Source organism: Mycobacterium timonense, assembly GCF_025821985.1.
GTDB lineage: Bacteria > Actinomycetota > Actinomycetes > Mycobacteriales > Mycobacteriaceae > Mycobacterium > Mycobacterium avium.
In genome coordinates this window covers 48271-66657 of the sequence record NZ_JACKSY010000080.1, presented here as the reverse complement: position 1 = coordinate 66657, position 18387 = coordinate 48271, and the positions used below count along the sequence as shown (strand labels likewise).

The 18387-nt window shown below is 70.1% G+C and carries 19 protein-coding genes; 10 read left to right on the top strand and 9 right to left on the bottom strand.

All coding sequences use genetic code 11. The annotated features are described in order from the left end of the window. Positions 1-3 precede the first annotated feature (3 nt). The 4 genes from H7I87_RS19115 to H7I87_RS19100 form a co-directional block, all read right to left on the bottom strand. Positions 4-1647 carry an ABC transporter permease gene (locus tag H7I87_RS19115; protein ID WP_095884645.1) on the bottom strand — a complete coding sequence of 548 codons (1644 nt, stop codon included), beginning with the start codon at positions 1645-1647 and terminating at the stop codon, positions 4-6. Continuing rightward, positions 1644-2588, bottom strand: a complete 945-nt coding sequence (locus H7I87_RS19110) for an ABC transporter ATP-binding protein (RefSeq protein ID WP_033726702.1) — start codon at positions 2586-2588, stop codon at positions 1644-1646. Before H7I87_RS19110 ends, H7I87_RS19115 begins: the two co-directional genes overlap by 4 nt. After that, positions 2578-3216: a TetR/AcrR family transcriptional regulator gene (locus H7I87_RS19105; RefSeq protein WP_009975569.1), complete on the bottom strand. Its 639-nt coding sequence runs from the start codon at positions 3214-3216 to the stop codon at positions 2578-2580. Before H7I87_RS19105 ends, H7I87_RS19110 begins: the two co-directional genes overlap by 11 nt. 164 nt (positions 3217-3380) lie before the next feature. Continuing rightward, positions 3381-4049 carry an O-methyltransferase gene (locus tag H7I87_RS19100; protein ID WP_003875521.1) on the bottom strand — a complete coding sequence of 223 codons (669 nt, stop codon included), beginning with the start codon at positions 4047-4049 and terminating at the stop codon, positions 3381-3383. Between the two features lie 201 nt (positions 4050-4250). Between H7I87_RS19100 and sigE the strand changes: the two genes are divergently transcribed. The 4 genes from sigE to tatB all read left to right on the top strand — a co-directional run bounded on the left by sigE (position 4251) and on the right by tatB (position 7574). Continuing rightward, entirely contained in the window at positions 4251-5006 is a 756-nt protein-coding gene (sigE, locus tag H7I87_RS19095; protein ID WP_033726703.1) for an RNA polymerase sigma factor SigE, read from the top strand. Positions 5007-5143: 137 nt separating this feature from the next. Further along, complete coding sequence (gene rseA / locus H7I87_RS19090; RefSeq protein ID WP_033706258.1) at positions 5144-5524, top strand: anti-sigma E factor RseA; 381 nt, start codon at positions 5144-5146, stop codon at positions 5522-5524. A 140-nt stretch (positions 5525-5664) separates the two neighbouring features. Beyond that, positions 5665-7179, top strand: a complete 1515-nt coding sequence (gene htrA / locus H7I87_RS19085; protein ID WP_033726704.1) for a serine protease HtrA — start codon at positions 5665-5667, stop codon at positions 7177-7179. After that, positions 7179-7574, top strand: a complete 396-nt coding sequence (gene tatB / locus H7I87_RS19080) for a Sec-independent protein translocase protein TatB (protein WP_011724092.1) — start codon at positions 7179-7181, stop codon at positions 7572-7574. The genes htrA and tatB overlap by 1 nt, the downstream gene beginning before the upstream one ends. Before the next feature lie 4 nt (positions 7575-7578). Here the strand turns inward: tatB and H7I87_RS19075 are convergent, their stop codons facing one another. The 5 genes from H7I87_RS19075 to H7I87_RS19055 all read right to left on the bottom strand — a co-directional run bounded on the left by H7I87_RS19075 (position 7579) and on the right by H7I87_RS19055 (position 12710). Beyond that, positions 7579-8736, bottom strand: coding sequence for an Mrp/NBP35 family ATP-binding protein (locus H7I87_RS19075; protein WP_031347744.1), 1158 nt, complete (start codon positions 8734-8736; stop codon positions 7579-7581). 57 nt (positions 8737-8793) lie between these two features. Beyond that, positions 8794-10128 carry a lytic transglycosylase domain-containing protein gene (locus tag H7I87_RS19070; protein ID WP_033724876.1) on the bottom strand — a complete coding sequence of 445 codons (1335 nt, stop codon included), beginning with the start codon at positions 10126-10128 and terminating at the stop codon, positions 8794-8796. 106 nt (positions 10129-10234) lie between these two features. Beyond that, complete coding sequence (locus H7I87_RS19065; protein ID WP_011724094.1) at positions 10235-10777, bottom strand: DUF1003 domain-containing protein; 543 nt, start codon at positions 10775-10777, stop codon at positions 10235-10237. Then, entirely contained in the window at positions 10774-12081 is a 1308-nt protein-coding gene (locus H7I87_RS19060; RefSeq protein WP_009975580.1) for a magnesium transporter MgtE N-terminal domain-containing protein, read from the bottom strand. Before H7I87_RS19060 ends, H7I87_RS19065 begins: the two co-directional genes overlap by 4 nt. A gap of 44 nt (positions 12082-12125) precedes the next feature. Continuing rightward, positions 12126-12710, bottom strand: a complete 585-nt coding sequence (locus tag H7I87_RS19055) for a DUF4190 domain-containing protein (RefSeq protein ID WP_031347745.1) — start codon at positions 12708-12710, stop codon at positions 12126-12128. A 165-nt stretch (positions 12711-12875) separates the two neighbouring features. Between H7I87_RS19055 and H7I87_RS19050 the strand changes: the two genes are divergently transcribed. From H7I87_RS19050 to H7I87_RS19025, 6 genes are read left to right on the top strand one after another with little or no spacing between them, the layout of a single operon-like run. Beyond that, positions 12876-13400 carry a YflT domain-containing protein gene (locus tag H7I87_RS19050; protein WP_003875531.1) on the top strand — a complete coding sequence of 175 codons (525 nt, stop codon included), beginning with the start codon at positions 12876-12878 and terminating at the stop codon, positions 13398-13400. A gap of 24 nt (positions 13401-13424) precedes the next feature. Next, complete coding sequence (locus H7I87_RS19045) at positions 13425-14837, top strand: extracellular solute-binding protein (RefSeq protein ID WP_023861270.1); 1413 nt, start codon at positions 13425-13427, stop codon at positions 14835-14837. Positions 14838-14890: 53 nt separating this feature from the next. Continuing rightward, positions 14891-15769: a carbohydrate ABC transporter permease gene (locus H7I87_RS19040; RefSeq protein WP_009975585.1), complete on the top strand. Its 879-nt coding sequence runs from the start codon at positions 14891-14893 to the stop codon at positions 15767-15769. Beyond that, entirely contained in the window at positions 15759-16598 is an 840-nt protein-coding gene (locus H7I87_RS19035; protein ID WP_031343953.1) for a carbohydrate ABC transporter permease, read from the top strand. Before H7I87_RS19040 ends, H7I87_RS19035 begins: the two co-directional genes overlap by 11 nt. Before the next feature lie 4 nt (positions 16599-16602). After that, entirely contained in the window at positions 16603-17781 is a 1179-nt protein-coding gene (locus H7I87_RS19030; protein ID WP_023861273.1) for an ABC transporter ATP-binding protein, read from the top strand. Further along, on the top strand, positions 17778-18371 hold the full coding sequence (locus tag H7I87_RS19025) for a suppressor of fused domain protein (RefSeq protein ID WP_023861274.1): 594 nt from the start codon (positions 17778-17780) through the stop codon (positions 18369-18371). The genes H7I87_RS19030 and H7I87_RS19025 overlap by 4 nt, the downstream gene beginning before the upstream one ends. Positions 18372-18387: the final 16 nt, after the last annotated feature.

Here is an 18387-nt window from a genome sequence, read left to right as displayed (position 1 = left end):
CTCCTAGCAACGTAGGTCGCGGCGCCGAAAAGCCATGGCACCGAGAATGGTCAACCCTATGTCGATGGCCAGTAGCCATAACAGGGGTACGGCGGTGAAATCTGCGCCGACTCTGGGAATGTGGGCGAACGGTTCCAGGTCGAGCAGCCACTGGGAGAACCCGGCCAGCGACCCGATCAGATACAGGGCGACGAAGCCGATCAGCACGCCCCAGGCCACCGGGGCGAACCGCGGCGCGACGCCGAAGACGCAGACCGTCACCGCCGACAGCAGCCAGACCGCGGGCAGCTGGACGGCCGCGCTGGCCACCACCATGGCCAGCTTGCCGCCGACATCACCGGCCGCGATGCCGTAGACCAGGCCGGCGACTGTTCCGCTGGCCAGCATCGCCACCCCGGACCCGGCCAGCGCGATCACCAAATGACTTGCCAGCCAACGGGTTCGCGACACCGCACCGGCCAACACTGTTTCGGCGCGTTGGCTCGATTCCTCCTGGTGCAACCGCAGGGTGAGCGAGACGGCGAACGCGGCGGCGACCATGCCCATCATGGCGAACGCCACGGCGATGAACGCGTCCTCGAGAGCGCTGGTGCCGCCCATCCGCGCGACGATGTCGCGCGCCTGTCCGCTGTCGCCCAGCTCGTCGCCGATGCCGTGCACCACGCTGCCGATCAGCAGGCCGTACAGGGCCAGTCCCGCCGTCCACAACAGCAGCGCGGCGCGGTCCAGCCGCCACGCCAGCCCGAAGGCGTTACCCAACCGCGGCGCGGCGGTGGCCGGGCCGGGGCGCTCGGCGATCAGCCCGGCGCCGACGTCGCGGCCGGCGAGCAGCCGGTAGGCCAGCACGGTCAGGCCGGCCGTGGTGACCAGGTGCAGCACCAGCACCCACCAGCGATCGCCCGCATACGGTTTCACCAGCAGCGACCAGCCCAGCGGGGACAGCCAGGACAGGCCGCCCGGGCCGGCGTCGCCGACGGCACGCACGGTGAAGGCGGTGCCCAGGACGGCGAACGCGGCCCCGCGCGCGAACCGGGCGCTGGGCGACAGCTGCGCGGTGACCGCGGCCACCGCGCTGAACACCAGGCCCGTGCAGGCCAAGGCCGCGCCGAAGGCCAGCGACCCGCCGGCCGGGACGTCGGTGCCCAGCAGTCCCGCCGCGCCGATTGCGCCGGTGGCGATCGAGGCGGCGAACGACAGCGTCAGCGCCGCGGTCAGGCCGGCGTAGCGGCCGATCGCGGTGGAGTCCACCAGCTCGGTGCGCCCGTTTTCCTCGTCCGCGCGGGTGTGCCGGATCACCGTGAGGATCACCGCGACGGCGATCAGCACGTGAAACATTCCGGCTTTCCAAATCCCCACGGCCCCAAGGCTGTCGCTGTACACCTGGCCGTACAGGGCGCGCTGGGCCGGGCTGGCCATGATGGAGGCGGCGAAACCGGCCCGTGCAGCGGCGGTGGGGTAGACCTTCTCGATGCTGCCGACGTAGACCGTGGACAACGGCACCGACAACAGTAACACCCACAGCGGCAACGAGATTCGGTCCCGGCGCAGGTAGAGCCGCAGCATCTGCAGCGTGCCGGAGAAATGCGAACCGCCCAGCGGCGCGGGCGAGGCCGATGCGGAGGGCCGGTTCAGCGTTGTCGCGCTCATGACAGCGACACCTCGGCCTCGTGGGCTCCGCGCTCGCCGTCGGTCCCGGAGGTGTCGTAGTGGCGCAGGAAGAGCTCTTCGAGGGTCGGGGGCTGGCTGACCAGACTGCGCACCCCGGCATCCCCGAGCACCCGGATGAGCTCACCGAGGCTTTCGCTGTCGACCTGCGCGCGCAGCGTGTTGCCCTCGATGCTGATGTCCTCGACGCCCTTGATCCGCCTGAGATCACCGGGGTCACCGGTCATTTCGGCCTTGATAGAGGTGCGGCTCAGATGCCGCATCGAGCTCAGCGAACCGCTTTCGATGGTCTTGCCGGCCCGGATGATCGTCACCCTTTCGCACAACGCCTCCGTCTCGGCCAGGATGTGGCTGGACAGCAGCACCGTGGCGCCCCGGTCGCGGGCCTGCGCCACGCACTGTTGAAACACGTTCTCCATCAACGGGTCCAGGCCGCTGCTGGGCTCGTCCAAGAGCAGCAGCCGGGCGCGCGACGAGAACGCCGAAATCAGCGAAACCTTCTGCCGGTTGCCCTTGGAGTAGGTGCGTGCCTTCTTGTGCGGGTCGAGGTCGAAGCGCTCGATCAGCTCGGCGCGGCGCTTCTTGTCGATGCCGCCGCGCATCCGGGCCAGCAGGTCGATGATCTCGCCGCCGGTCAGCGACGGCCACAGCGTGACATCGCCTGGAACATAAGCGATTTGGCGATGCAGTTCGACGGCCTGGGTCCACGGGTCGCCGCCCAGCAGCCGCACCGTGCCGCCGTCGGCTTTCGCCAGTCCCAGCAGGATGCGGATCGTGGTCGACTTGCCGGCGCCGTTGGGCCCCAGGAAACCGTGGACTTCTCCCTCCCGCACGGTGAGGTCGAGACCGTCCAGTGCCCGCACCGCACCGAAGTTCTTGGTGAGCCCGCGGATCTCGATGGGCGCAAAACCGTCAGTTGCCATGGGAATCTCCTTGATCTTCGGCAGCCAGAAATGCGTCGTACATGGTGCGGTCCGCCATCAGGCCCTCGGTGTAGATCTCGAGGGCGGGCAGGATCATGTCGCGCGAATAGTCGCGCAACACCGCACGCAAATCGGTTGGGTTGTCATGCATTTGCAGATAGAGCAGCAGTCCGCCGCCTCCGGTGATCCCGAGATATTTGGCCCTGGCCCGGGGATCGCGACTGGGTTTGATCGTCCCGGCCCGCACGCCTTCTTCCAGGTATCCCTCGGCGTTCTCGATCATCTGGCGCCACAGCATCTTTGCCAGGTCGCCGCCGGTCTGCATGCTGCGCAGCACGTAGGCGATCAGCGGTGCGAATTCCTCGATTTCGGCCAATTGCCCGAACCAGACGGCCGGGTCGTTGGTCTGCAGCGCCTCGGTCTTGCTCTCGCGGATCTGCTCGGCGATGTGGTCGTCGCACGCCTTGCGCAGGCCCTCCTTGGAGCCGAAGTGGTGGATCACCAGCGCGGCGCTCACCCCGGCCGCCTCGGCGATCCGGCGCAGCCCGACGCCGAACCCGTGTTCGCCGAATTGCTCGATGGCCGCGTCCCGGATCCGGGCGGCGGCGGTGAGGTCGGCTGAACGCATGTTCAGCACGCTAAACGTATGTTCAGCCCGCGGTCAAGGAGGGCGCGCGTCAAGAATCGGTAAAAATGCGGCCGGCCCGGCAAAGGCCCGGCAGAGGCCCGGCAAAGGCCCCGAAAGGCCCGCCGAAGGCCCGGCAAGGGCGCGACGGGCCCGAGGTGCCCGTGTCAGTCGCGCACCGCGGCCAGGATGCCGTCGCCGAGCGGCACCAGCGCCGGCGTGAGCCGCTCGTCCTCGGCGATCAGCCGCGCCGCCTCGCGCACCGCGACTACCTCGGCGTCGCGGGCGGCCGGGTCGCCGGCGCGCCCGCCCAGCGCGGCCCGGTGCACCACGATCACGCCGCCGGGCCGCAGCAGCCGCACCCCCTCGACCACATAGTCCGGCTGGTCGATCGGGTCGGCGTCGATGAACACCAGGTCGTAGGACTCGTCGGCGAGCCGGGTGAGCACCTCCTGGGCGCGGCCGCCGATCAGCCGGGTGCGCGACGGCCCGATGCCGGCCTCGGCGAACGCCTGCTTGGCCAGCCGCAGGTACTCCGGCTCGATGTCGATCGTGGTCAGGACGCCGTCGTCGCTCATGCCCGACAGCAACCACAGCCCGCTGACGCCCGCGCCGGTGCCCACCTCGGCGATCGCCTTGCCGCCGCTCAGCTTGGTCAGCAGGCTCAACAACGCGCCGACCGCCGGCGTCACCGCGCCCGCCCCGATGTCGACGGCCCGCTCGCGGGCGGCCGCCAACAGCGCGTCTTCGGAGATCGAGGCCTCGGCATGGGCGACCAGCGATTCGGCCCGACTGGGCGCTGTTTGGCCGGGGGCTTCTGCGTCGGTGCCGTCCATGCCCGCAGCGTATTCCAATTCACCGCGCAGTCCGACAGGCGCGCCTGAACCCGATCCCGCCGACACGCCCGACCGGCGCGCCGCGTTTAAGGTCACCGGGCGATGGATATCTCCTGCACAGCGCAGGTAACGAAAAGGTTTCTCAGGCTCAGCTCAGATTGTTCATATACCGCACATACGCCGATACGCGACGGTGTCCGTATGGATCGCGGAGCGCGGGAGACCGGGAATACCGAATGGCAGCTGCCTGTTGCCGCCAATGACGAAATGCCGCTGATCGGCATGCCGAATTCGGAGGAATTGATCATCACCACGCTTTTGAGCCCGTCCAGCATGTCGCACGCGCACGACCCTTCCGCCGACGGGTGGGCGGAGCCGTCCGACGGGCTGCAGGGCACCGCGGTCTTCGACGCGACCGGTGACAAGACGGCCATGCCGTCGTGGGACGAGCTGGTGCGCCAGCACGCCGACCGGGTGTACCGGCTGGCCTACCGGCTTTCCGGCAATCAGCACGACGCCGAGGACCTCACCCAGGAGACCTTCATCCGGGTGTTCCGGTCGGTGCAGAACTACCAGCCGGGAACCTTCGAGGGCTGGCTGCACCGCATCACCACGAACCTGTTCCTGGACATGGTCCGCCGGCGCTCGCGCATCCGGATGGAGGCGCTGCCCGAGGACTACGAGCGGGTGCCCGCCGACGAGCCCAATCCCGAAGAGATCTACCACGATTCGCGGCTCGGCCCCGACCTGCAGGCCGCGCTGGACTCGCTGCCGCCGGAGTTCCGCGCCGCGGTCGTGCTGTGCGACATCGAGGGCCTGTCGTATGAGGAGATCGGCGCGACGCTGGGGGTGAAGCTGGGCACCGTGCGCAGCCGCATCCACCGCGGCCGCCAGGCCCTGCGCGATTACCTGGCCGCGCACCCCGACCACGACGCGCTGCGCGCCTCCTCGCCTTAGTCAGCGCCCGCCCGGCTAACGTTCGGGCAGCTATTCAGCGGCTTTGCGGCCTTGGCCTCGGTATCGGGCGCCCTGTCGCGCTACATTCGAATAAGGCGAATAAGGCGGCAATAAGAATGAATGGCAAGGAGCTGGCGATGCCCGATCGAGGACATGTGTTCCGCCGCGCGTTCTCCTGGCTGCCCGCACAGTTCGCCTCCCAGAGCGACGCGCCGGTGGGCGCGCCCCGCCAGTTCGGCTCCACCGAGCACCTGTCCGTCGAGGCCATCGCCGCGTTCGTCGACGGCGAGCTGCGGATGAACGCGCACCTGCGGGCCGCGCATCACCTCTCCCAGTGCGCACAGTGCGCCGCCGAGGTCGACGACCAGAGCCGGGCGCGCGCCGCGCTGCGCGACTCGCGCCCGATCCGGATCCCCGCCAACCTGCTCGGGATGCTGGCCGAGATCCCCTACGAGTCGCCCGACACCCCCGACCGTTTGGCGGACCGCGACGCCCGCGACCGGCGCCGGCGTCCGTAGCGTCGTGCCGTCCCGCGCGTTCCCGGCGGCCACCGGTGCGCCGTGGATACTAGGGTGGACACGGACAACGCCGGTGCCGCGTAAATCGCCCGGTAAAGGCCTGTCTCGAGCGCTCAAATCGAGGATCCAAAAGGGATAACGTGACCTCCGACCCAGGCTACGACCAAGCAAAAGACAGCGCCAACCGGTTGGCGCCGCGCCCCATCTCGCGCCCGCCCGTCGACCCCGCATCGCGCCGGGAGTTCGGCCGGCCCGCCGGGCTGCGGGGATCGTTCGTGGCCGAACGCGTGCGTCCGAAGAAGTACCGGCAGCAGTCGGAGTTCCGGCCGAGCGAGCAGCCGGCCGACCCCGTGCTGCAGGAGGCGTTCAGCCGGCCCGACGGCAGCCCGGAAACGCTGCAGCGCCACCCCGTCGACAGCGGCGCGCTGGCGGCCGAGAAGGACGGGGTGGAGCCCGACCACGCCGACGACCCGTGGCGTGACCCGGGGGCCCCGGCCGCGTTGGGCACGCCGGCGGTGGCACCGTCGCCGGCGCGGTCCGCGCTGGGCTACGGCGGCAAGCTGGGTGTGCGCGACGTGCTCTTCGGCGGCAAGGTGTCCTACCTGGCGTTGCTGGTTCTGCTGCTGATCGCGCTGGTCATCGGCCTAATCGGCGGTGTGGTCGGCCGCAAGACCGCCGAGGTCGCCGAGGCCTTCACCACGTCGAAGGTGACGCTGTCGACGAACGGCAACGGCGAAGCCCCGGCCGGGCGTTTCGCGAAGGTGGCGGCGGCCACCGCGGGCGCGGTGGTCACCATCGAGTCCAAGAGCGACCAGGAGGGCATGCAGGGCTCGGGCGTCGTCATCGACGGCCGCGGCTACATCGTCACCAACAACCACGTCATCTCCGAGGCAGCGAACAACCCCAGCCAGTTCAAGACCACCGTGGTGTTCAACGACGGCAAGGAGGTGCCCGCCAACCTGGTCGGCCGCGACCCCAAGACCGACCTGGCCGTGCTGAAGGTGGACAACGTCGACAATCTGTCGGTGGCCCGGCTCGGTGACTCCGACAAGGTGCGGGTCGGCGACGAGGTGCTGGCCGCGGGCGCGCCGCTGGGGCTGCGCAGCACCGTGACGCACGGCATCGTCAGCGCCCTGCACCGACCGGTCCCGCTGTCCGGGGAGGGCTCGGACACCGACACGGTGATCGACGCCGTGCAGACCGACGCGTCGATCAACCACGGCAACTCCGGCGGCCCGCTGATCGACATGGATTCCCAGGTGATCGGCATCGACACCGCGGGTAAGTCGTTGTCCGACAGCGCAAGTGGGCTGGGCTTCGCGATCCCCATCAACGAGGCCAAGGAGGTCGCCCAGACCTTGATCAGGGACGGCAAGATCGTGCACCCGACGCTGGGGGTCAGCACCCGCTCGGTGAGCAACGCGATCGCCTCCGGCGCGCAGGTGGCCAACGTGAAGGCGGGCAGCCCCGCGCAGAAGGGCGGCGTCCTGGAGAACGACGTCGTGGTCAAGGTGGGCAACCGCAAGGTCGCCGACGCCGACGAGTTCGTGGTAGCGGTGCGGCAGCTGACCATCGGCCAGGATTCCCCGATCGAGGTGGTGCGCGACGGCCGCCACGTCACCCTGACGGTGAAGCCGGACCCGGACGGCAGCTGATGCTCGGCAGTCTGAGCTGGGAGCACATGCTGGTCCTCGTCGTGGTGGGCCTGGTGGTGCTCGGGCCGGAGCGGCTGCCGGGCGCCATCCGGTGGACGTCGAACGCCCTGCGCCAGGCGCGGGACTACCTCAGCGGTGTGACCACCCAGTTGCGCGAGGACCTCGGGCCCGAGTTCGACGATCTGCGCGTCCCGCTCAGCGAGCTGCAGAAGCTGCGGGGGATGACGCCGCGGGCGGCGCTGACCAAGCACCTGTTGGACGGCGACGATTCGTTCTTGACCGGGGCCTTCGACCGGCCGGTCAACGGCGCCGCGGCCCAGCCGCCGCCCGCCCCGGCGCCGCCGCCCGAGCCGCACCGCCCCGGCCAGACGCCGTTCGACGCCGACGCCACCTGAACCGTCAGCGCCGGGTGGGGTCGAGCCCCAGCGACACCCCGGCCAGTCCGCGCCGGCGCGACGATAGGCTGTCGGCCACCGCGCGCAGCGCCTTGCCCACCGGCGAATCCGGTGCGCTGAGCACCAGCGGGGTACCGGAATCGCCCGCCTCCACCAGCGCGGGGTCCAGCGGGATCTGACCTAGCAGCGGCACCTCGGCGCCGACCGCCCGGGACAGCCGCTCGGCCACCTGCTGGCCGCCGCCCTCGCCGAACACCTGCAGCGTGGAGCCGTCCGGCAGGGTGAGCCCCGACATGTTCTCCACCACACCGACCACCCGCTGGCGGGTCTGCAGCGCGATGCTGCCGGCCCGCTCGGCGACCTCGGCGGCGGCCAGCTGCGGCGTCGTCACCACCAGGATCTCGGCGTTGGGAATCAGCTGGGCGACCGAAATGGCGATGTCACCGGTGCCCGGCGGTAGGTCGAGCAGCAGCACGTCCAGGTCGCCCCAGTAGACGTCGGCCAGGAACTGCTGCAGCGCCCGGTGCAGCATTGGGCCGCGCCACACGACCGGGGTGTTTCCCTGGGTGAACTGGGCGATCGAGATGACCCGCACGTCGTGGGCGATGGGCGGCAGGATCATCGACTCGACCTGGGTGGGCCGGTCGGCGGTGCCCATCATCCGCGGGATGGAATGGCCGTGGATGTCGGCGTCCAGCACGCCGACCGACAGGCCGCGGGCGGCCATCGCCGCGGCCAGGTTGACGGTGACGGTGGACTTTCCCACCCCGCCCTTGCCGGACGCGACGGCGTAGACCCGGGTCAGCGAATTCGGTTGCGCGAACGGGATAACCGGCTCGCGGGCATCGCCGCGCAGCTGCTTGCGCAGCTCGGTGCGCTGCTCGTCGCTCATCACGTCCAGGGTGACCTTGATCGCGCCGGTGCCCGGGACGTCGGCGACCGCCCGGGTGACCCGGTCGCTGATCTCGGTCTTCTTCGGGCACGCGGCGGTGGTCAGGTAGATCGCGACATGCACCGCGCCGTCGGGCTCGGTGTCGATGCTCTTGACCATCCCGAGTTCGGTGATCGGACGCCGCAGTTCGGGGTCGATCACCTTGCCCAGGGCGGCGCGGACGGCGGCGCTCAGGTCGGCTGCTGAGTCGGAGGAGTCGTGGCGGGACATCACCGCCGAGTGTAGGCGGGTGGCCGGGTGCCGTCGGGCGGCGACCCTGCGGGCCGGCTAGGCCGGGCCCGGCTTCTTCGGCGCGTTCGGCGCGGGGCCGGCCGACTTGGGCGACGGCGCTTGCGGTGCGGCTCCGGCCGGGGGCGCCGGCGCGGCTTGCGGTGCCACTCCGGCCGGGGGCGCGGGGACGGGCCCGGCATCCGGGGGCGGCGGCGCGAACGGTGGCGGTCCGGACGGCGGCGGCGCGAACGGCGGCGGGGCGCCGAACGGGGGCGGGCCGGCCGGCGGGGGGCCCTGCGAGCTGATGCAGATCACCGTGCACCCGGGAACCTGGGTCGGCGCCTGCTGCGGGGTGGGCGTCATCCACGGGAACATCGGCTGCGGGCTGCCGAGCGCGGGGCTGCTCAGGTCGATCAGCGGCACTCGGGCCAGCGGGTCGTCCAGCGGCAGGCCGTTGATGTTCATCGGCAGGTTGGGCCCGAGCCCTTCGGGGTGCTCGAGGTGCGCATCGCCCAGCGGCGGCGGCGGCCCGGTCATCGGCGGCAGGTCGACCGGGACGACGCCGGTCGCATAGGCCGCCGCCCAGCCCAGTACGTTCTGCGCGTAGGGCATCGAGTTGTTGTAGCGCAGGATCGCGGTCAGCACCTGCGACTGGTCACGCAGGTTGAGCCCGCCGCTGCACAGGTAGCGCGCGGCCGCCAGGGTGGAGTCGAACAGGTTCTGCGGGTCGGCCACGCCGTCGCCCTTGCCGTCGGAGGCGTAGCGCGCCCAGGTTCCCGGCAGGAACTGCATCGGCCCCATGGCGCGCGCGTAGGTGACCCGGTTGCCGGCGGCGCTCTGGATGATGACCTCGTTGCCGGGCAGGGTGCCGTCCAGCGACGGGCCGTAGATCGGGGTGATCGCGGTGCCGCGCGCGTCGACCGCGCCGCCGCCCGCGTGGCCCGATTCGATGCGCCCGATCCCGGCCAGCAGGTTCCAGCTCACGCCGCAGCCCGGGGCGGCGACGGCCATCTTCTGCTCGGCATTGCGGTAGGCGGCCAGCGCGATGCTCGGAATGCCAAGCGCCCCAGGCGCGTTGACGATCGCGGCCGGCGGCGGGGCGGACAGTGCCGGCTCGGCGACGTGAAAGGCGGTGGGGCCGCGGTCGATCGCGACGACGGCGGGCCCGGTGAGGTCGGGGAAGGTCGGCGAGACGGCGGCCACCGGGGTGACGGCGGCGTGCACGGGGGGCGTTCGCACCGGAAGCGACGGGCCCGTCGCGCTGACCGCACCCGCGAAGACCAAGGGAGTGATCATGGCGATGCCGAATATCGGCTTGCGCGTGTTCCGAAGTGCTCGCTGCCGCACAGTCGCGGCGGCCGGGTCTGCACCCCGGCTTCCCCCTATGCGCACTCGACCGTCCTAGGTGTGAGCTGGGCGTTACTTTCTGTTAGCTCGGTGAACCAGATCACCATACATAACTCTTGTGACGCGAGTGGCGCAATGGTTTGACCGGTTCTCACCTGGATTTCTTAGCCGTCTGCTCCCGGTTGTCGGCGCCGGAAACCGGCTCGCCGTCGGCGCTTTGGGGCCGCAGCTCGGCGAGCAGTTCACGCAGGTCGTCGAGCTCGTGGCGCAGGTACTCCCGCGTCACCACCTCGCCGACGGCCAGCCGCACCGCGGCCAGCTCGCGGGCCAGGTATTCGGTGTCGGCCTTGGTCTGGGCGGCGCGACGGCGGTCCTCTTCGAGCGCCACCCGGTCGCGGTTCTCCTGCCGGTTCTGCGCCAACAGGATCAGCGGCGCCGCGTAGGCGGCCTGGGTGGAGAACGCCAGGTTCAGCAGGATGAACGGATAGGGATCCCAGCGCAGTCGCACCGCGAACACGTTCACCACGATCCACACCGCCACCACGATGGTCTGCAGCAGCAGGTACCGGCCGGTGCCGAAGAAGCGCGCGATCGACTCGGTGATCTGCCCGACGGTCTCGGGATCCAGCCGCGGCGAGTACCGGCGCGATGTCCGCGGCGTGTACAGCCGGCGCACAGCCGTGGATTTGCTCACCCGGATCCTCCCAGTCCCTCGAGCCGGCCGGCGGTGTCGAGTTCCTGCATGTCCACCCGCCAGTCCGGCGGCAGCAGGTGATCGAGCAGGTCGTCCACGGTCACCGCGCCCAGCAGGTGGTTCTCGTCGTCGACCACGGGGCCGCACACCAGGTTGTATGCGGCCAGGTAGCGGGTCACCGCGACCAGCGGCGTCTCCGGCCGCAGCGTCAGCAGGTCGCTGTCGACGATCCCGCCGACCAGCTCGGCCGGCGCCTCGCGCAGCAGCCGCTGCAACGGCACACAGCCCAGGTAGCGGCCGGTGGGGGTGGCCGTGGGCGGGCGCACCACGAACACCATGGACGACAGCGCGGCGGTCAGATCGGGATCGCGGGCCCGGGCCAGCGCCTCGGCGACCGCGGTGTCCGGGGTGAGCACCACCGGGTTGGACGTCATCAGGCCGCCCGCGGTGTCGGGGGAGTGGGTGAGTAGGCGGCGCACCGAGGCCGAATCGCCGGGGTCCATCCGTTTCAGCAGCATCTCGGCGTCGGTCGGATTGAGCACCCCGAGCAGGTCGGCGGCGTCGTCGGGATCCATCTCCTCGAGCACGTCGGCCGACCGTTCGGTCCCCAGCTGCGAGAGCACCTCGGCCTGGTCGAGTTCGGGCAGCTCCTGCAGGATGTCGGCCAGCCGGTCGTCGTTGAGCGCCTTGAGCACCTCGTAGCGGCGCTTGGGCGGGAGTCCGCGGATGGCGTCGGCGACGTCGACGGGCTTGCGGCCCTCGAACTGTTCGAGCAGCTGCGCGACGGCCTGGCCGGGCAGCGCCAGCGCGGACGGGGTCAGGCCCTGCACGTTGCGCCAGTCCACCACGTGCACCGGGCCGCGCCGGCGCAGCCGTCGCTGCGGGCGCACCGCGACCCGGGTGACCATCCAGTCCCGCGTCCGGGTCTGCTCGATGCCCAGGTCGGTCACCACCACGTCGACGCCGGCCAGCTCCGGCAGTTCGGGGTCGTTGACCTTGACCACGGTGTCGAGCACCTGACCTATCGCCAGCACCTCCCCGGGCCGCTGCTCGAAATGACGCAGCGACACGCTGCCGGTGCTCAGCGTCACGGCGTTGGGGTCGATGGCGGCCACCCGCAGGATCGGGATGAAGATGCTGCGCCGCGTCGCCAGGTCGACGACCAGCCCCAGCACCCGCGGTTGCTGGCGGACGATGCTGATGCTGATCACCACGTCGCGGACCCGGCCGACGGATTCGCCGAGCGGGCCCAGCACCAGCATCCGCGCCAGCCGCGCGATGTACACCCTGTTGACCGATCCCATGCCAGTAGAGCCTAGGCAGCTGCCGGTTCGATGGCCGAGCGCACCTAGTGGGTGTGCAAGGCGAACAGCACGACCACCAAAGTCACCACCAGGGTGGCGATTCCGATGACGATGCCGGCGACGGCCAGGCCGAAGCCGTCCTGGCGGGTCCGCTTGATCTGGTCGAGGGCGATCGCGCCCAGCACGATGGCCACGACCGAGCCGATGCCGCACAGCAGGCCGGTGAACGACGCGATGAGCGAGGCGATCGCCAAACCGTTGGTCCCGGGCTGCCCGCCGAGCAGCGGCGGCTGGGGCGGGTAGCCACCGTAATCCGGACCGGGGTAGTAGCCACCCGGGTATCCGGGCGGCCCGTAGCCCGGCGGGGGCGGCGGCCCGTACCCGGGCGGGGGCGGCGGAACCGGGGACGGAGCCGGCGGCGGGTACGGGGGCGGATAGCCGGGTGGGTAGTCGGCCGGATAGCCCGGCGGTGGGTAGGGCGGGGGCACGGAGCCGGCGGGCGGTTCCCACGGGGCCGGCTGGGCGTGCGGCGCCGAGGTTGCGTCGTCGTTGGGCTTGTCGCCGTGGGCCTGGTCGCCGTGGTGGTCGTGTTGGGCGCTCTCGCCGAAGCCGCCGCCGGGAGCCGTCATGGTGTTCAACCTAACCCATCCGCGACCGGCGGTTGCGGCGCCGAAGCCCGGCGCGCGGCGCGCGGTGTTTCCGCAGGTGGCATCCGTTGGCCGGCTGGACCGGCTGGATAGGCTGGGGAGGACCTGAGATGAAACGACGGTCGAGGCGGAGGAGAATGAGCGGCGATGACTAGTCCTTTCCAGCCCGGGCAGGTTCCCGGCGCGCCACCCCCCGGCGCGGGCGGTCGCCGCGGCGTGCCCGGTCTGCCGACACCGCCCCGGGGCTGGCCCGTCGGCTCCTATCCCACCTACGCCGAGGCGCAGCGTGCCGTCGACTACCTGTCCGACCAGCAGTTCCCGGTCCAGCAGGTCACCATCGTCGGGGTCGACCTGATGCAGGTGGAACGGGTGACCGGCCGGCTGACCTGGCCCAAGGTGCTCGGCGGTGGCGTGCTGAGCGGGGCATGGCTGGGTTTGTTCATCGGGCTGGTGCTCGGATTCTTCAGCCCCAACCCGTGGGGGGCGCTGGCCACCGGTCTGGTCGCCGGTGTGTTCTTCGGGTTGATCACCTCCGCCGTTCCTTACTCGATGGCCCGTGGCACAAGGGATTTCAGCTCGACCATGCAGCTGGTGGCGGGCCGCTACGACGTGCTCTGCGATCCGCAGAATGCGGAGAAGGCGCGGGACCTGTTGGCGCGCTTGGCGATTTGAGGCGCGCACGAGAGGTGTGAACAAGTGGTGATCGGTCGTGGGCGCGTACGCCGGGCAGGCGCGGTCGCGCTGGCGACACTCACCATCGCCGCGGCGTCGTCGGCGTGCGCCGCCGGGCCGCGCGGGCTGGTGATCAGCTTCTACACCACGGCCACCGACGGCGCCACGTTCGCCGCGATCGCCCAGGATTGCACCAGGCAGTTCGGCGGTCGCTTCGCCATTCAACAGATCAGCCTGCCCCGGGCCCCGGGCGAGCAGCGGTTGCAGCTGGCCCGTCGGCTGACCGGTCGCGACCGCACGCTGGACATCATGTCGCTGGACGTGGTGTGGACCGCGGAGTTCGCCGAGGCGGGCTGGGCGCTGCCGTTGTCCGACGACCCCGCGGCCCGCGCCGAAGCCGACGCGACCGTGGACACCTTGCCCGGCCCGCTGTCCACCGCGCGCTGGCACGACAGGCTGTTCGCCGCGCCCGTCACGACGAACACCCAATTGCTGTGGTACCGGCCGGATTTGGTGCCTCAGCCGCCGCGGACCTGGGACGCCGTGGTGACCGAGGCGGCCCGGCTGCACGCCGCGGGTCAGCCCAGCTGGATCGCGGTGCAGGCCAACGAGGGCGAAGGCCTGGTGGTCTGGTTCAACACGTTGCTGGCCAGCGGCGGCGGGCGGGTGCTCTCCGAGGACGGCCGCCGCGTCACGCTGACCGACACCCCGGCGCACCGGGCGGCCACCGTCAACGCGCTGCGCATCCTCAAGTCGGTGGCGACCGCCCCCGGCGCCGATCCCTCGATCACCCGCACCGACGAGGGCACCGCGCGGCTGGCCGTCGAACAGGGCCGCGCCGCCCTGGCCGTCAACTGGCCCTACGCGCTGGCCTCGATGCTGGACAACGCGGTGAAGGGCGGCGTGCCCTTCCTGCCGCTGAACCGGGACCCGAGGTTGGCCGGCAGCATCAACGACGTCGGCATCTTCGTGCCCACCGACGAGCAATACCGCATCGCCTACCAGGCCAGCCAGAAGGTCTTCGGCTTCGCGCCGTATCCCGGTGCGGCGCCGGGCCTTCCGGCCAAGGTGACCATCGGCGGGGCCAACCTGGCGGTGGCCAGCACCACCCGCCACCGGGCCGAGGCGTTCGAAGCCATCCGCTGCGTGCGCAGCCTGCAGCATCAGAAGTATGTGGCGATCCAGGGCGGCCTGCCGCCGGTGCGCACCTCGCTGTACTCCGACCCGCAGTTCCAGACCAAGTACCCGATGTACACCATCATCCGCCGCCAGCTCACCGACGCCGCGGTGCGACCGGCCACGCCCGTCTATCAGACGGTGTCCATCCGGCTCGCCGCGACGCTGAGCCCGATCACCGGGATCGACCCGGAGCGCACCGCCGACCAGCTCAGCGTCGAGGTGCAAAAGGCCGTCGACGGGAAGGGGCTGCTGCCGTGACGGCCACCCTCGGCGAAACACGCCCTACCCCAACATCTTCCGCCGCGCCGAGCGTGCTGGGCCGGACATCCGAACAGCGGCTGGCGCTTGTGCTGGTTGCGCCGGCGGCGATTCTGATGCTGGCGGTGACGGCCTACCCGATCGGCTATGCGGTGTGGTTGAGCTTGCAGCGCAACAACCTTGCGGCTCCGCACGACACCGCGTTCGTCGGCCTGAGCAATTACGCGACCATCCTCAGCGACCGGTATTGGTGGACCGCGCTGGCGGTGACGCTGGGCATCACCGTGGTCTCGGTGTCCGCCGAATTCGTGCTGGGCCTGGCGCTGGCGCTGGTGATGCACCGCACCCTGGTCGGCAAGGGCCTGGTGCGCACCGCGGTGCTGATCCCGTACGGCATCGTCACCGCGGTCGCGTCCTACAGCTGGTACTACGCCTGGACGCCCGGAACCGGCTATCTGGCCAACCTGCTGCCGCACGGCAGCGCCCCGCTGACCGCCCAGATCCCGTCGCTGGCAATCGTCGTGCTCGCCGAGGTCTGGAAGACGACCCCGTTCATGTCGCTGCTGCTGCTGGCCGGTCTGGCGCTGGTGCCCGAGGACCTGCTCAAGGCGGCCCAGGTGGACGGCGCCGGCGCCTGGCGGCGGCTGACCCGCGTCACCCTGCCGATCATCAAGCCGGCGGTGGTGGTCGCGCTGTTGTTCCGAACCCTGGACGCCTTCCGAATTTTCGACAACATCTACGTTTTGACCAACGGCGCCAACAACACCGGTTCGGTGTCGATGCTGGGCTACGACAACCTGTTCAAGGGTTTCAACGTGGGGCTGGGCTCGGCGATCAGCGTGCTGATCTTCGGATGCGTGGGCCTGATCGCGCTGGTTTTCGTCAAGGTCTTCGGTGCGGCAGCCCCCGGTGGTGACGTCGATGGCCGTTAACCGAACCGCCGCGCGTCGCACGGTGCTCTGGGCCGTGATCGACACGCTGGTGGTGGTGTATGCGCTGCTTCCGGTGTTGTGGATCTTCAGCCTGTCGCTGAAGCCGACGTCAACGGTCAAGGACGGCAAGCTGATTCCGTCGGCGATATCGCTGGAAAACTATCGCGGCATCTTCCGCGGCGACTTCTTCAGCTCGGCGCTGATCAACTCCGTCGGGATCGGGCTGATCACCACCGCGGTCGCGGTGCTGCTCGGCGCCATGGCCGCCTACGCCGTGGCCCGGCTGGACCTTCCCGGCAAGCGGCTGCTGATCGGGGCCACCCTGCTGATCACCATGTTCCCGGCGATCTCGCTGGTCACGCCGCTGTTCAACATCGAACGCTTCCTCGGCCTGTTCGACACCTGGCCGGGTTTGATCCTGCCGTACATCACCTTTGCGCTGCCGCTGGCGATCTACACGTTGTCGGCGTTCTTCCGGGAGATCCCATGGGATTTGGAGAAGGCAGCGAAAATCGACGGCGCCACGCCGGCGCAGGCGTTCCGGAAGGTGATCGTGCCGCTGGCGGCGCCGGGCGTGGTGACCGCGGCGATCCTGGTGTTCATCTTCGCCTGGAACGATCTGCTGCTGGCGCTGACCCTGACCGCCACCAAGGCGGCCATCACCGCGCCGGTGGCGATCGTGAGCTTCAGCGGCAGTTCACAGTTCGAGGAGCCGACCGGATCGATCGCGGCCGGGGCCGTGGTGATCACCGTCCCCATCGTCTTGTTTGTTCTAATCTTCCAACGACGGATCGTCGCCGGGCTGACCTCTGGCGCTGTGAAGGGATGACTCGATGGCCGAGATTGTGCTGGACCATGTCAGCAAGAGCTACCCGGACGGCGCGACGGCGGTGCGCGACCTCAACCTCACCATCGCCGACGGCGAGTTCCTGATCCTGGTCGGCCCGTCCGGCTGCGGCAAGACCACGACCTTGAATATGATTGCCGGGCTTGAAGATATCTCATCCGGCGAGCTGCGCATCGGCGGCGAACGGGTGAACGAGAAGGCGCCCAAGGACCGCGATATCGCCATGGTGTTCCAGTCCTATGCGCTATACCCGCACATGACGGTGCGCCAAAACATCGCGTTTCCGTTGACACTGGCCAAGATGAAGAAGCCCGAGATCGCCCAGAAGGTCGCCGAGACGGCCAAAATCCTTGACCTGACCGACTTTCTGGACCGCAAGCCGTCGCAGCTGTCCGGCGGACAGCGGCAGCGGGTGGCGATGGGCCGGGCCATCGTGCGGCACCCGAAGGCGTTCCTGATGGACGAGCCGCTGTCCAACCTGGATGCCAAACTGCGGGTGCAGATGCGCGGCGAGATTGCCCGGCTGCAGAAGCGGCTGGGCACCACCACGGTCTACGTCACCCACGACCAGACCGAGGCCATGACCCTGGGTGACCGCGTGGTGGTGATGCATTCCGGTGTGGCACAACAGATCGGCACCCCCGACGAGCTGTACGAGAACCCGGCCAACCTGTTCGTCGCCGGCTTCATCGGCTCGCCGGCGATGAATTTCTTCCCCGCCACGCTGACGCCGATCGGGCTGAAGCTGCCCTTCGGCGAGGTGATGCTGACACCGGAAGTTCAACAGGTGATCGCCGAGCATCCCGAGCCGGACAACATCATCGTCGGCGCGCGACCCGAACACCTGTCCGACGCCGCGCTGATCGGCGGCTACCAGCGGATCAGGGCGCTGACCTTCGAGGTCAAGGTCGACATGGTCGAGTCGCTGGGCGCCGACAAGTACGTGTACTTCTCCACCGCGGCGTGGGCCGCGCACTCGACCCAATTGGACGAACTGGCCGCCGAGGCGGATGCACACGAAAACCAGTTCGTGGCAAGGGTTCCCGCCGAATCCAAAGCGGCCATCGGCCAGACGGTCGAGTTGGCGCTGGACACGACGAAGCTGATGGTCTTCGACGCCGACTCCGGGGTGAACCTGACCGTCGCGCCGTCCGGCTCGCCGTGAGCCAGGCCCTGGAGCCGGTGCGCGCGCACGTGCGGGCGCACTTCGGCGGCGACGAGCCAGATTCGGCCAGCGTGACATTCCTGGGTACCGAAACCATCGAGGTGCTGCGGTTCCGCACGGCCGACGGGCTGGTGCACTACGTCTCGCTGGGCTGCTCGCGTCATCCGATGACCGAACCGACGGCCGAGATCGCCGACCCGGTGCGCGGACCGCGCGCCGAGATCGTGCTGCGACTACGCGATCCCGGCCCGGTCACCGGCATCGCAAAGAGCCTGGCGATCCTGGCGGCATCCCCGGCCGTCGAGGGCGCGGTGCTGGTCGCCGGCGCGCTGATCGACCTGGGCTCGCCGCTGTGGGCGTCGCCGTCGGCCCGGGTGCCGTTCACGGCAGTGCTGTTGGGCCGCAGCGACATTCCCGATCTGCCGCTGCCGCCGCCGCGCGACCCGGTGCAATTCCTGTCGGCGACCCCCATCACCGCCACGGAAGCGGCGTGGGTGCGGCTGAAGGGCGCGGAGGCGATGCGGCAGGCGTGGGACAACGACGGCGTCGACGTGCTGGACCCGAATCGCCCCGCCGCCCAGCCGAATTGACCGCTGCCGTTTCCCG